This window comes from Limimaricola pyoseonensis (assembly GCF_900102015.1).
In the GTDB taxonomy this organism is placed as follows: Bacteria; Pseudomonadota; Alphaproteobacteria; order Rhodobacterales; family Rhodobacteraceae; genus Limimaricola; species Limimaricola pyoseonensis.
The window spans coordinates 171,115-183,612 of record NZ_FNAT01000007.1 but is presented as its reverse complement, the minus strand read 5'-3'; the positions used below and the strand labels follow the sequence as shown (position 1 = coordinate 183,612).

At 63.8% G+C, this 12,498-nt stretch carries 12 protein-coding genes; 6 read left to right on the top strand and 6 right to left on the bottom strand.

Translation table 11 applies throughout. The annotated features are described in order from the left end of the window. Positions 1–44: 44 nt before the first annotated feature. The 3 genes from BLT43_RS14825 to BLT43_RS14815 all read left to right on the top strand — a co-directional run bounded on the left by BLT43_RS14825 (position 45) and on the right by BLT43_RS14815 (position 3,200). Positions 45–839 (top strand): ABC transporter permease, encoded by a 795-nt coding sequence (locus BLT43_RS14825; RefSeq protein ID WP_090114134.1) that lies wholly within the window; start codon positions 45–47, stop codon positions 837–839. Positions 840–864: 25 nt separating this feature from the next. After that, entirely contained in the window at positions 865–1,896 is a 1,032-nt protein-coding gene (locus BLT43_RS14820) for an ABC transporter substrate-binding protein (RefSeq protein WP_090114070.1), read from the top strand. A 71-nt stretch (positions 1,897–1,967) separates the two neighbouring features. Continuing rightward, positions 1,968–3,200: a serine hydrolase domain-containing protein gene (locus BLT43_RS14815; protein ID WP_090114068.1), complete on the top strand. Its 1,233-nt coding sequence runs from the start codon at positions 1,968–1,970 to the stop codon at positions 3,198–3,200. 192 nt (positions 3,201–3,392) lie between these two features. Here the strand turns inward: BLT43_RS14815 and BLT43_RS14810 are convergent, their stop codons facing one another. The 3 genes from BLT43_RS14810 to BLT43_RS14800 all read right to left on the bottom strand — a co-directional run bounded on the left by BLT43_RS14810 (position 3,393) and on the right by BLT43_RS14800 (position 6,776). Continuing rightward, complete coding sequence (locus tag BLT43_RS14810) at positions 3,393–3,959, bottom strand: gamma-glutamylcyclotransferase family protein (protein ID WP_090114067.1); 567 nt, start codon at positions 3,957–3,959, stop codon at positions 3,393–3,395. A 41-nt stretch (positions 3,960–4,000) separates the two neighbouring features. Next, positions 4,001–4,948 carry a tyrosine-type recombinase/integrase gene (locus tag BLT43_RS14805; RefSeq protein WP_090114065.1) on the bottom strand — a complete coding sequence of 316 codons (948 nt, stop codon included), beginning with the start codon at positions 4,946–4,948 and terminating at the stop codon, positions 4,001–4,003. Positions 4,949–6,368: 1,420 nt separating this feature from the next. Continuing rightward, positions 6,369–6,776, bottom strand: coding sequence for a hypothetical protein (locus BLT43_RS14800; protein WP_090114064.1), 408 nt, complete (start codon positions 6,774–6,776; stop codon positions 6,369–6,371). 358 nt (positions 6,777–7,134) lie between these two features. On the opposite strand from BLT43_RS14800, the gene BLT43_RS14795 reads away from it, so the two are divergent. Next, entirely contained in the window at positions 7,135–7,440 is a 306-nt protein-coding gene (locus tag BLT43_RS14795) for a hypothetical protein (RefSeq protein WP_090114061.1), read from the top strand. A gap of 256 nt (positions 7,441–7,696) precedes the next feature. Here BLT43_RS14795 and BLT43_RS14790 read toward each other — a convergent pair whose 3' ends face one another. Continuing rightward, positions 7,697–8,200: a hypothetical protein gene (locus BLT43_RS14790; RefSeq protein WP_090114060.1), complete on the bottom strand. Its 504-nt coding sequence runs from the start codon at positions 8,198–8,200 to the stop codon at positions 7,697–7,699. 251 nt (positions 8,201–8,451) lie between these two features. On the opposite strand from BLT43_RS14790, the gene BLT43_RS14785 reads away from it, so the two are divergent. Further along, the gene (locus tag BLT43_RS14785; RefSeq protein WP_090114059.1) at positions 8,452–8,907 is read left to right on the top strand and encodes a helix-turn-helix domain-containing protein; all 456 of its coding nucleotides are present in this window, start codon (positions 8,452–8,454) and stop codon (positions 8,905–8,907) included. 173 nt (positions 8,908–9,080) lie between these two features. Here BLT43_RS14785 and BLT43_RS14780 read toward each other — a convergent pair whose 3' ends face one another. Both BLT43_RS14780 and BLT43_RS18950 read right to left on the bottom strand, forming a co-directional pair. After that, on the bottom strand, positions 9,081–10,475 hold the full coding sequence (locus tag BLT43_RS14780) for a hypothetical protein (RefSeq protein WP_090114058.1): 1,395 nt from the start codon (positions 10,473–10,475) through the stop codon (positions 9,081–9,083). Positions 10,476–10,681: 206 nt separating this feature from the next. Next, entirely contained in the window at positions 10,682–10,990 is a 309-nt protein-coding gene (locus BLT43_RS18950) for a hypothetical protein (protein WP_131802664.1), read from the bottom strand. Between the two features lie 60 nt (positions 10,991–11,050). Here BLT43_RS18950 and BLT43_RS14775 point away from each other — a divergent pair, with 60 nt between their 5' ends. Then, positions 11,051–12,436: a tyrosine-type recombinase/integrase gene (locus BLT43_RS14775; RefSeq protein ID WP_090114057.1), complete on the top strand. Its 1,386-nt coding sequence runs from the start codon at positions 11,051–11,053 to the stop codon at positions 12,434–12,436. The last annotated feature ends 62 nt before the right edge of the window (positions 12,437–12,498 follow it).

Genomic DNA, 12,498 nt, shown 5'->3' with positions numbered 1-12,498 from the left:
ACCGCACCCCGATGGCCGGCACCCGGTCCCCGGCGCGGCGCCGGATGCGCGACCTGCGCGCCATGCCCGGCTTCTCGGCCGTGGCCTGGGCCTGCATCGTCGCGCTCTACCTGCCGATCGTCGTGCTGGTGGTGTTCTCCTTCAACGACAACCGCTCGGTGGTGCGCTGGACCGAGTTCTCGTGGCGCTGGTACGAGGCCGCCTTCGCCAACGAGGCGATCCGCGGCGCCGCTTGGACCTCGCTGAAGATCGCCGCCGTGGCGACGCTGGGCGCCACCGTCGCCGCGACCATGGCGGCGCTGGCCACCACCCGTGGCCCGCGTTTCAGGGGGCGTGCGCTGGCGCTCGGCATCGTCAACCAGCCGCTGGTGATCCCCGAGATCGTCACCGCCATCGCCACGCTGTCGCTGTTCTCGCTGATCAAGCGCCTGACCGGCGTCAACGGCATCGGCTACCTGATGCTGGCGCACACCGCCTTCTGCATCCCCTTCGCCTTCATGCCGGTGCGCGCGCGGCTCGAGGACATGACGCTGACGCTCGAGCAGGCCGCCGCCGACCTCTATGCGACGCCGTGGCGGACGTTCCGGCTGGTCACGCTGCCGCTGCTGGCGCCGGGCATCCTTGCCGGCGCGATGCTGGCCTTCGTGGTCTCGCTCGACGACGTGATCATCACGCTGATGATCGCCGGCCCCGGCGAGACCACCCTGCCCATCTACATCCTCGGCGCCATCCGCCGCGGGATCACCCCCGAGATCAACGCCGTGTCGACCATCCTGGTCGGGGTCTCGGTCCTGCTGGTGCTGCTGCTCTTCTGGGTGCAGCGGCAGATGCGGAAATGACGGCGGCACAACAGGAGGGACCAAGATGACACGACCCGTGACAGGCCTCGCCGTCGCATCGGCGCTGGCGCTCGTCGGCACCGTCGCCGCGGCGGAGGGCGAGCTCAACATCTACAACTGGGGCAACTACACGCCGCCGGAACTCTTGGAGAAGTTCGAGCAGGAATACGACGTCGAGGTGAATCTCGACGGCTACGACTCGAACGAGACCATGCTCGCCAAGGTGCAGGCCGGCAACACCGGCTACGACATCGTCGTGCCGGGCGACTACATGATCAAGGTGATGATCGAGCAGGACCTCCTGGCCGAGATCAAGCCCAACGAGATGGAGAACTTCGACAACGTCGATCCGAAATGGGTCGATGTCTGGTGGGATCCGGGCCGCGACTACTCGATCCCCTACCAGTGGGGCACGACCTCCTTCACCGTCGACACGGCGGTCTATGACGGCGACATCAACTCGCTGTCGCTGCTGTTCGATCCGCCCGAGGAGCTGAAGGGCCGGATCAACATGCTCAACGACATGAACGACGTGATCAATGCCGGGCTGCGCTACCTCGGCTACGGGCGCTGCAACGGCAACGAAGAGCAGATGCGCGAGGTCATGGACCTGCTGATCGAGGCCAAGCAGCACTGGCGCACGATGGACTACGCCACCATCGAGAAGCTGACCTCGGGCGATGTCGATCTGAGCCAGAACTGGAACGGCGCGGCGATGCGCGCCCGCGCCCAGCGCCCGACGCTGCAATATGCCTATCCCAAGGAAGGCTTCACCGGCTGGATGGACAACATCGCGGTGCTCAAGGACGCGCCGAACATGGAGAACGCCAAGCTCTTCGTGAACTTCATGATGGAGCCCGAGCACGCCGCCATGGCCTCGAACTTCGCGCGCTACGCCAACGGCATCCTCGGCTCGGAGGAGTTCATGGATGCCGAGATGCTCGAGGCGCCCGAGATCGTCATGCCGGCCGACGCCCCGGCCCCGGATTTCGTCACCCCCTGCCCGCAGGAGGTGGTCGATCTCTACAACAAGGTCTGGACCCGCCTGAAGCAGTAGGCCCGGCCCGGCGCGCGGAGCGATCCGCGCGCCGTCCCTCACCCCCCGCTTTCCTGCCCCCGGAGACTGCCATGCCCCATGCCAAAGCGACGCCGGTTCTCGGCCGCCGCCCCAGGACGGCGCGCGAACTCGGGATCATGCAGGGTTTCCCGCCACCGCCGGAGAAGCGGCCGACACTGACGAACTGGGACCTGCCGCCGTTCAACCGCTGGTCCTTCCAGAACGTCCGCAGCCTCGTGCCGACGGTCGACGTGTTCCGCGGCACCGGCCCGGTGCGGCCTCTGCCCGAGGCGGCCGATCCGCTCGGCGACCTCGCCGTGCCGGACCCGGCCGGCGGCAGCCGCAGCCTCGACGACTTCCTGGAGGAGAGCTACACCGACGGCTTCCTCGTCATGCATCGCGGCCGGGTGGTCTTCGAGCGCTACCTGAACGCCATGGGACCGGCCGCGCTGCACCTGTCGCAATCGGTCTCGAAATCCGTGACCGGTCTGCTGGCCGGGGCGATCCATGCCGAGGGCCGGCTCGACCTCGACGCGCCGCTGGCCGGGATCGTGCCCGAGCTTTCGGGCTGCGGCTACGCCGAGGCGACGCTGTCGCAGGTGCTCGACATGCGCTCGGGCGTGCGCTTCAGCGAGGACTACAACGCGCCGCACAGCGACATGACCCGGATCGACATCGCCTCGGGCTGGCGCCCCGCGCGCGCCAACGAGGCCCGCCCGACGATCCGCGACGTGATCCTGAGCCTGCCGCAGATCCGCCCGCATGGCGGCGCCTTCGACTACCGCTCGATCGAGACCGACGTCGTGGCCTGGGTGCTCGAACGCGTCACCGGGGAGCCGCTGGCAGAGCTGCTGTCGCGGCATGTCTGGCAACGGATCGGCGCCGAGCGCGACGCGTATTTCACGGTCGACACCGCCGGCACCGCGCTCGCCGATGGCGGCTTCAACGCCACCCTGCGCGACTTCGCCCGGATCGGTCTTCTGCTGCTGAACGAGGGGCGCGTCGAGGGCGCGCAGATCGTGCCGCGCGCCTGGATCGAGACGATGCGGCAAGGAGACCCTTCGGTCTTCGGCGCGCCCTACACGGCCATCTTCCCGCGCGGGGCGTATCGCCGTTTCTGGTGGATCCGCGACGCCGATCGTGGCGACATCTGTGCCCGAGGGGTGTTCGGCCAGCTCATCTACGTCGACCCCGACAGCGCGCTCGTCGTCGTCAAGCTCTCGACCTGGCCCGATTACGTGATGCCGCAGCTGACGCACCAGACCTTCGAAGCCATCGACGCGATACGGGCGGCCCTGCAGTAGCGGGGCGGGGTGGCGAAAGATCAGGAAGACATGTCGAGATGCGAATATCATGCCTGCGGCATGAATGGTGCCCGGGGGCGGAATCGAACCACCGACACGAGGATTTTCAATCCATTAGGCTCAGCTCGGCATGCGCGCCCGACGCCTAGGCGCGCTTACAGGCACGGCCAGCCTCGTGGCTCTGAGCCACTACTATAAGGCTTCGACCCGAAGGCCTCGGATGGCAATCGCGCCGTCAACAAAATCGCGCTCCTCGGCGCTCAGCACGCGGTGGCGCGGGTAGAGCGGCGCGGCACGGTCATTCACGATGCCGACCTCCCAGCCATCCGTCGTCTCGAAGAAGCGCTGCGCCCCCACCTCGCCGAACTCGCGCAAGAAGCCCTGAAGCACGACATCGAGGTAGCTCAACAAGATCGGCATGCGCTCCTTCACCGGCCAGCGACCGGGCACGACCGAGTAGATCGCCACCTCGACCGGGTCAGCAACGGCATGGTCCACGTCGTCGCATGCTCGAACGCGGGCATACCCTGCCTCGCGGGCATCGAGCGCGGCCCAGTCGCCGCCCGGCACATGTGCCATCAGGCCTTCGATCGTGGTCGCCACGTCGCGCACGACACTTAGAAAGGCATGGTCGCGGTGCCCAGTCAGGCACCATGTCCGGCGCCAGCCGCGCGCCTTGGCAGGGTGGGCCTCTACAAAGTCATGCGTACTGCGGTTTACGAGGCTGCCATAGCCGAAGAAGTGCGGTCGTGGGGTCATGCCTAACGCATAGGGTGCGAGGCCATTCGCCCGCAAGCCTCTCACGCCGCCATTAGATCGCGCTCCATCTTCTCAAAGAGGGCGATGTCATCGTCTGCGCTCTCGAACAGATGCCCATAAGTGTCCATCGTCATGGTGATCGAGGCGTGGCCGATGATCGTCTGGATCTTCTTGGGGTTCCAGCCCTGCTCGATGAACAGCGAGGCGGCTGCATGGCGCAGCGAGTGGAAACCGAAGCGCGGCAGGCCGGCCTCGTCCACGAGGCCCAGCTCGCGCATCATCGGCCGATAGACGCGGTTATTGATGTTCGAGTAGCTCTGCACCTTGCCCTTCGAGTTGGGGAAGACGAGGTCCAGTTTACTCTCGACGACCTCGTCGCGCCACGCCAGCAGCGCATCATGCACCATCGGGGCCATCGGGATCTCGCGTCGCCCTGCCCTGCTCTTCGGCGCGCCGATCTGCTGGAACTCGTCGGCGCGCTGAGTGACGCGGATCATGCGGCGGTCGAAGTCGACGCCCGCCCAACTCAGCCCGCGCAGCTCCGAGATGCGCATGCCAGTGAAGATGGCCGTGATGAACATCACCCGATGCGAGGCCGGAGCCTTGTCGATGATCAGGCGGATCTCGTCCTTGGTGGGGATCACCTTCCCGTCGCCTGCCGTGCGCGTCTGGCGCTTGAGCTTCACATCGGTGGCGACGTTGTGCTCGACCCATTCGCGCTCCATGGCCTCGGACAGGATCGAGCGCAGGCTGACCATCACCTTCTTGACCTGCGCGCGTGAAACACCGGCATCGAGCAGGTCATACATGAAGTCGCGCACTTGGCTGCGCGACAGCACCGCCAGAACCACGGCGCCGAGCCGCGGCTCGATGTGAATGGTGACATGACTCCGGTAGGCCTTCAGCGTGGCGCGTTCGAGTTCGTTGCGTTCACAGGTCTTGAGCCAGCTCTGGCAGGCGTCGGCGACGGTCTTCGGCGGGGTCGGCATCGGGCAATCTCTTCGTTGCTGCATCTGCCGCCATTATACGACGCGCGGAGTCGCCCGTCGGGCCTAATCCCATGTTCTACAGGAGTTATTCCGGCGCTCGCCATGAAGAGGCGAAACGACGCGCTCCGAAGAATGGCCGATGTATCCCCTGCAAAAACCCTACGATGATAATGGATGTCAGCAGGTGCCGGGTGGATGCGGGCGGGGTCAGATGATGTCCGACTCTCGTGCGTCTCTCACGCTATGAAACGCATCCCGGCATAGAGCGTCTCACTGGTGCGCGAACCGGGTCGGCGGCTACCCTGTCTCAAAAATTGCCACCGTCGCCACCTACGCGCCTCTCTGGCGACCTTCGAGCATGTAGAAGAGGCTGAGCCGCCCCCGACCCTGCGCCGCTGGCGATCTAGAAAGGAGCCAGCAACGAGGACCACGATCGGCCGGGCGCGGACAGCCTCACCGTGACAGAAGAGCTGATCCTGCACCTACTCGACCGCATCAATGACACCAGCGAGGTGGGCCAACGATAGGACGACTACCGGCAGCTGCAGACCGAAATGCGCGAGGGAGCGCCACAGGTGCGCGTCCCGGCCTGGTGGCTACCCAACTCATATATCGGCACCATCGCCACCAGCGCGGCACCTGAGCGACCTACGGGGCTTTTACCAATGCAGGCTCGCCTTGCTCGCTCCGGGATACTTTTGCGCGGGAGCCGGAAGCTCCCCCACGCGGCGCTTACAAGCTCACAGAACACACGAAGCAGGCGCTCAGCTGATACGCGCATTCGGCTAGACTCATACACCCTTTGATGGACTATCGCGACCGAGACGCCCTCGTATGATGACCCGGCGAACTCCTGCCTGTACCCTGTTCGTCACTTGGCCGAGGCTTCGCCCTCGGCCTTTCTTCGCGTTCAAAGCATTCGAACAATGGGCTCGAACAGGCAGGCCGTTCGCATGATGCTATCAATAGAACCACGCGAACTGTGCCTGTCTGTCGCCATATGCCAAGGACTGGAGAGGGATGAAAATGGCTCAAGGCGCCGCCTCGCAGGAACTGGTTCTGTCCCTGGGAATCTAGGGGCCGCCCAGCACTAACGCGCGTCAGGTCATGCGGCGCCCGCCAAACGTGAACGGGCGGCCCGCGGGATCCATGCTAGCATGAACCTCGCGAACACTGCCTGTCCTGCCCTAGTTCGTCACTGGCCGGAGTTCTGCCTCCGGCCTCCTCTTTCGGGGCTCCCGTTTTACTTGGGCTTCATGAGCCGGGGTTGCCTCGGCGCGGGGGTGAGCTGACGCCTCCTCCCCAGGCGACCCCGCGCCGTGGCTGTCAGGACGTTTCCGCCCCCCTCTTAATCAACGAAAACAATAAGCTGCGCTACAACATCGGGGGTGTCGCGCAGAACAGCCCGCATGGCGTGAGGCTACTCGAGCGATGCCCGGAGCTGGTGCGGCACGCCATAGTCGTCCATGCAGGGATAAAGCACGGCAGTGAACCCCGACGGCCAGCCGGGCCGATCGAACGCCACCGTCAGACGCCCGAAGTTTCGCGAACTGCGGCCGTCCGGACCGGTAAGGGTAGCTGCGCAGGCCCCGGGCTCGTCCGCGATCCAGAACCTGGCATGAACACCGCGATCTTCATAGTTGCCGGCGAGGTCGTGAATGTAGAGCATGCCCGCTCCCTCCGGGGCCATGAAGGACAGCAACGCCATGTCATCGATCTCGCTCTCGTAGATTACCGGGCCGGTCTCGCTGACCCACATCTCGTCAGCAGCGACAAGAGCGGGAACGAGGGCGAGCAGGCTGGCCAAGACTGCGGAACGAATGAGCATGAGGATCTTCTGAAGGTTCGCCGCAGCTAAGCGCGTGGCGGGCCGAACGACAAGAATGCGACCGGCGAGATGCTGCGAAGTATCCTACTACCGCAAACCGTCCGGCTAGAGGCAGCAGAGTGTCTACCGCGACCCGGAGAGATCCAAGGGCCGGGACAGGGCGGACGGCAGTTCAGTTAAACTAACTCGGATTAGGCCGCTCTCCTTGCACCCCTTTCCGACGATCGAGGTGGGCAGACCTTACCGATAGACAGGTTGTGTTGCATGCCCTTCTGATCACCTAAGGCAGCAATATTGACCGCGTATCGCGGCCTCCGCCAAAGGAGTGGGCCACCTGCTGACACCATGAGCAAGCTCCATGACGCTTGCGCTGCTCCCGACGCCATCAGCCAGGGAGACCACCATGCTCGAGCCACGCATACAGGATCACTTCATTGCCGACGAACGCTACACCGAGCTGGTCGAGCGCCTGATGGCCCTCGGCCTACCTCCGGCGCGCCGGGAGGAGGTCGTCGCACTGCTGGGAGGTCTGGGCGAAGTCTGGCCCCGCTCGGCGCGCCCCCAGCTCAGCGGCGAGCGGGACGGGTCGAACTCGCCCACCATCCACGATCTTGTCATGCCGCTGTTCGACGACATCGAGGAAGAGGACAGAGTTCAGCGGTAGATGCTAAAGCCGGCGGCGGCCCGAAGGGAATGCTGCGGTCCCGAGGGAAATCACGAGCCGCCGCCATGGGCGAGCATGCCATCGGCATGCGAGATGACCTAGGGAAAGTTTGCCCCCGGCGAACCTTCTATATGCTCGCCATCGAGCGCGGTCTGGGCGCGCACGCCCCAGACCCCGTAATAAGAGCGACTTGCCGCTCAGCGCGGCGTTCTGGGCGCCTTAGCCGCATTCCGCCGTGACCCTGCCGCTCTATCAGCTACCGCCATGCCACCACCTCGCCCGGCAACTCGATCGCGTGTGCGATTTCGAGCATGTTCTCAAGCAAACCCACATGTTCGGCCACCGCCGCCAGATCGCGGACATCGACAAGGTGCATATTCTGCGCGGCGCCGCCTTCCGGCCATACAGCAGAGGATCCGACGAGCCCGAACACTGAGCCAGTGCTAGCATCACTCATCTCGTGCCGAAGCCCGTCCAGCAACTCGCGGGGACCGCAAGGCCGTATGACCAGAGGCGGCGTGTGGCGATCGAGAAAGGCCAGCACCTCCCTTCCCTTGCGACAATCCTGACGTGCAGCGAAGATTGCCCGAATTGTCGTTGGGATCACGACGGTGAGGTCGAGCTCCAAGAGCAGGTGCAAGTGCCGGGCAATCCACAAACTGTGAATGGGCACCGCATCAAGCACCAGTAGCGTGCTGCGGCGGCCCTCGCCCCTCTTCACCTCTGCAAGCAAAGCGCCTCTTGCGGCGGTCTCGTCCATGACAAGCCCCCTCCATCAAGTCCTCGCTCCGGTCAGACCATAGCACAACCATGGCAGGCACGGGAGAGAAGCGTCAGCCCCTCTTTGCAACCTAGGGGCCGAGAGGGTGGGGCCAAGCAAGGCTACAGCGCTTGCAGGGAGCGAGCCCGGGCACTCGAGCCGCCAGGACGCGCGGTCGCAGCGCCGCCGACTAACATGAGGCATCACGCTGGCGCCGAACGCCACGCAACCAACATCTACGGAGATGCACCATGACCACCAGCCCCACCGCCACCTTTCTGAAGCTCGCCATCGCCAACAGTGACCTGACACAGCGCGAGATCGCCCATCGGGCCGGACTGCCTAAGGCGAACGTGTTATCGATGATGAAGGCCGGCGAGACCAAGGTGCCGCTGAACCGCATCCCGGCGCTGGCCGAGGCCTGCGGTGTCGACGCCGCTACCTTCGTCCGCATCGCCATGACCGAGTATCACCCTGCGATCTGGCGGGTGCTGGAAACCGAGTTCGGGGCAAACCTAACCGGGGACGAAGAGAAGCTGGTCGAGAGCTGGCGCTACCTCTCAGAGCGGACCAGCGGCCCGCGCCCCTTCCACGAGCAGAAGCGGTCGCTCGCCACCATCATCATAGAGCTATCGCGGTTGAGCGAGCACTTCCGAGTGGAAGAAGACGGGCAAGATGATCTGGACCGGCTGCTGGAGAGCATCTGAGTCGGCATGGTCGAAGGGGTAAGTCGAGCGAGAATCTGGCCAACTTTTTTTCAACGCGAGTACTTGTAACCTGCCAGCGCCTCATGCGGCCCCAGAAGCAGCGCAAAGCCTACCTATACAGCATTATGGGAGCTGCTGTGGCCAACCTTCTCGCATGTAGATAGATGGTTGGCCTAATGACTGTAGGTAGAGCGTACCGCCAAGCTCTTTCCAGAGGGGCGTGTCTCTACCGTGACAGCAGAGCTCAGGCCAGCGTCACGAAGCTCCCACAGCAGGGCCTCCCTGCCCCAACGTCTAGCAAGCGCTATAAGCGCGTGGTCGATCTTGTGGTTCAGCGCCTTGAACGAACGCAGGAAACCATGCTTGCGAAGCTTAGCCGGCATCTCCGAGATCATGCGGTGTTTACGACGCTCCCGAAGGAGTTCGTTCTCTCCCTCGTGGAGCCGGTGCAACGCGTAGACGCCTCCCTTCTCGAAGGCGTCCACCTCGCTAATATGACCCTTCAAGCCGAGATCCAGACTGGCCAGCTCTGGCCGCAGCGTCGGCAGAAAGAACTCGAACATTCCTGATCGCAGCGCCTGAAATTCAAAGTCGTAGAGGTCTCCTACCTCGCCGATCGAGTGGAGAACCGTGAACGCTCCAAGCCCTGGATGACCGTTCTTGATCATGACCTCTAGACGGGCGCGCTTGGCCTCGTCGTCGAGGGGGTCAAAGGTCTTCGCGGCATTGTCGCGTCGGTTGGTTTCCTTGTTCATGATCCTGACCAGCACCGGCCCCTCCTTCGGGCCAGCATAGTAGGTGCCATCGATCACCGGCGGGCTATACGCAGTGGGATGAAACACCGTCGAAGCACGGCGCGGCAGGTCCAAGGCGAGGATCGGGTCGACCAGCGTCTTCGTCCATGTTGGAGGCCTGCTGTTCACTAGGGACGCCACAGGTTGGGCTTCGGCAAATTTCACCCGCGGGCGTGCTCGAGGCTGCGCAGTGTAGTCGGGCGGTAGCCGCAGATGCCGGCGCAGAAGATCGACCATCTGCCAGCGCAACAGGTCGCAACGGGACTTCTCCATGTCCAAGGGGTTCTTGACGTAGAAGTCGACGGACACCTCGACCGCATCGATGAAGAAGACCGTGCCGGCAAACTCCTCGCGCAGATATTTGTCTCGCACAGCGGAGAGGGTCAGCGCCAGAGTTCGAGGCGTCGGGTCCTGCAGCCGGAGATAGAACTCGTGGCCGACGTAGGGAGTGCGCTCGTTCGGTCCCGCAACAAAAGCGTTCCCGCGCTCGCCCTGTGCCCGCAGCACATCATTGACTGTGCGGGCGACGTTGCGCGCTTGCCGCTTCTTGGTGAGGAAGAACTTCAGCTGCACCCAGTCAAGCACGGCGTGAGCATCGAAGAGATTGAGGTCGACCTGCGGGATTAACTCGTCGCGACCCTCGAACCGACGCTGGGTCAGGGAACATGGCTGCCGCCGGTAGCTAATGCTTGGCGGATCGAGCTCTTCTGGCCAGTTGTAGGGATGCGCGAAATGAAGGGGGAACTGCAAATATGTCGACGTGCCGCCAGCCATATGCACCTCATCCGCCTTGGAGTTGCGAGGCAGTCAGGGCACAAAGTCCTAGAAAAATCAAGGCCCTTCCATAGGGGCGTTCCTACTGAGGAAAGTGCAAGAACGCACAACCTTGCAAACCTCAAGTAGAGGGAAGTCTCAAGAAAAATTCCTACTTAGACTTGCAGCAATCAGCGAAGGAACGAAATTTTCTTCGATGAATTCCATCACTTGATCAACAGCAATAAATCGACACCACGACCACCGACCCGGACTTCATCAGAAAATACGCTCCTACCCCAATAACAGATTCGTCGAGCAGAGGCATTTGCAAGACTATCTGCTTTAGTTGCGATCACCTCCGCCCTTTCGTCGAGGCATGCAAATCTCTCAAAGACCAGCCATCGCAAACGCGGTTGTTGAAAAATCCATTCGATGACTTGTGGAGCAAACAGCCCATAGCGGATAGGGCCGCTACCCGCATGCACAAGAACGGAGCGGCATTGGGCCAAAGGCAGGTGATCGGCGCTTTCCATGCCGCCATGTTAGACAGCAGGATATCAATGACCTGTTAACGCCCCTTCGGAGGCGAACCCATGCCGGCATTGTCATCGACACCTGTGCTTGCCAGATCGGACCCGACGCGCGACTGTCCATTCGCGCAGCGGGTCGCGATCGAGACCCTCCCCTTTCGCGAAACACCCTACTGGTGGCACATCGCGACCTCGCGCCATCTGGGCATCTATCGCCCCCATGCCATGGTCTGCACTTGGACGGCCCGCTACCTTACTACCGACCGGCTCTACAGGCAGAAAGCCCTCGGCCCCGCGCTCGACACCGGCAAGGGCGTCATGGCCTTCGGAGAGGCGCTCCGTCGCGCGCAGGACTGGTTTGCCGAGCCGGAAGTCGTGCGGGCGGCCAACCGATCTAAGCCTGTCGGACGCACGACGTCAGTGAACTTCTGTCCGCTCGGCGAGGTCTATACCGTTGGCCATGCGCTGGCCGACTACACCGCCTGGACCCGGATCGCGCGGTCGCCCGGGGGGCACTACAACAACCTCGCACTGATCAACTATCACCTCGCGACCGACTTGCTCTTCGTGCCGGTCAACGCGCTCACCACGTGGCACCTGCGCCGCCTGGCGCACAGGGTTCTCGAGCGACCGCCGAAGTTCGGCTTCCAGCGCGAGCGTCCGAAGGTCCGGCTGTGCGACCTGACCGCGGAGGACCTCCGACGTCGCAAGCGGACTTTCAACTCGCTTGTGACTATCCTGAGGATGGCTTTCCGCATGGCCTGGGAGAACGGGTATCTCGACAGCGAGCGGACTTGGCGCTGTCTTCACCGAATGCCGGTCAACCACACGCCGCGCCGCATCTTCCTCGATCGGAATGAGTGCCGTCGCTTGCTCGCCGCGTGCCCGCCGGCCCTGCGCGATCTGGTGCTCGCCGCGCTCTACAGCGGATGCCGCGTCGGCGAGCTGGCCCAGCTCCGGGTCGAGGATGTCGCCCATCAGATCTATGGTCTGCGTGTCCCCGCCTTCAAGCGCAGCCCCGGGCGCTTCGTCTTCCTGCCCGACGAAGGCATGGCATTCTTCCTGCACTGCTGCGAGGGCAAGGGACCGCGCGATCACGTGCTGCTGTCGGCCAAAGGGCGCGTCTGGCGACGTCAGCACGCCGGTCCGTTCCGCCTGTCGGCGGCGAGGGCCGGCTTGCCGGCGACATTCGTCTTCCACGGCCTGCGACACACCTATGCCAGCGACCTGATCCGGAAGGGTGTGCCACTGGAGATCGTCGCACGGCAGCTCGGCCATGCCGACACGCGCACGGTTGCTTCGACCTATGGCCATCTCGCCGAGCAGTATCGCGAGGACCAGATCCGCAGCCGCTTCTCATTGCTCGACTCCAATGAAGTCGCCCGAGCGAATAGCATGGCCGGAGAACTGGCGGCGCGTCGGCAGCTGGGGCACCGTAAAGAACAGTAAGCTTTGACGGCGCGCCTGATTGACTGGCTCCCCAGAAAGTCTGGGTGGCAAAGTGGTCTGTC

Excerpts from the sequence above, each read along its gene's own strand:
- BLT43_RS14800 (WP_090114064.1), bottom strand. The coding sequence starts at position 6,776 with ATGCTCATTCGTTCCGCAGTCTTGGCCAGCCTGCTCGCCCTCGTTCCC.
- BLT43_RS18950 (WP_131802664.1), bottom strand. The coding sequence starts at position 10,990 with ATGGAAAGCGCCGATCACCTGCCTTTGGCCCAATGCCGCTCCGTTCTT.
- BLT43_RS14815 (WP_090114068.1), top strand. The coding sequence starts at position 1,968 with ATGCCCCATGCCAAAGCGACGCCGGTTCTCGGCCGCCGCCCCAGGACG.
- BLT43_RS14825 (WP_090114134.1), top strand. The coding sequence starts at position 45 with ATGCGCGACCTGCGCGCCATGCCCGGCTTCTCGGCCGTGGCCTGGGCC.
- BLT43_RS14775 (WP_090114057.1), top strand. The coding sequence starts at position 11,051 with ATGCCGGCATTGTCATCGACACCTGTGCTTGCCAGATCGGACCCGACG.
- BLT43_RS14780 (WP_090114058.1), bottom strand. The coding sequence starts at position 10,475 with ATGGCTGGCGGCACGTCGACATATTTGCAGTTCCCCCTTCATTTCGCG.
- BLT43_RS14790 (WP_090114060.1), bottom strand. The coding sequence starts at position 8,200 with ATGGACGAGACCGCCGCAAGAGGCGCTTTGCTTGCAGAGGTGAAGAGG.
- BLT43_RS14820 (WP_090114070.1), top strand. The coding sequence starts at position 865 with ATGACACGACCCGTGACAGGCCTCGCCGTCGCATCGGCGCTGGCGCTC.
- BLT43_RS14805 (WP_090114065.1), bottom strand. The coding sequence starts at position 4,948 with ATGCCGACCCCGCCGAAGACCGTCGCCGACGCCTGCCAGAGCTGGCTC.
- BLT43_RS14785 (WP_090114059.1), top strand. The coding sequence starts at position 8,452 with ATGACCACCAGCCCCACCGCCACCTTTCTGAAGCTCGCCATCGCCAAC.
- BLT43_RS14795 (WP_090114061.1), top strand. The coding sequence starts at position 7,135 with ATGACGCTTGCGCTGCTCCCGACGCCATCAGCCAGGGAGACCACCATG.
- BLT43_RS14810 (WP_090114067.1), bottom strand. The coding sequence starts at position 3,959 with ATGACCCCACGACCGCACTTCTTCGGCTATGGCAGCCTCGTAAACCGC.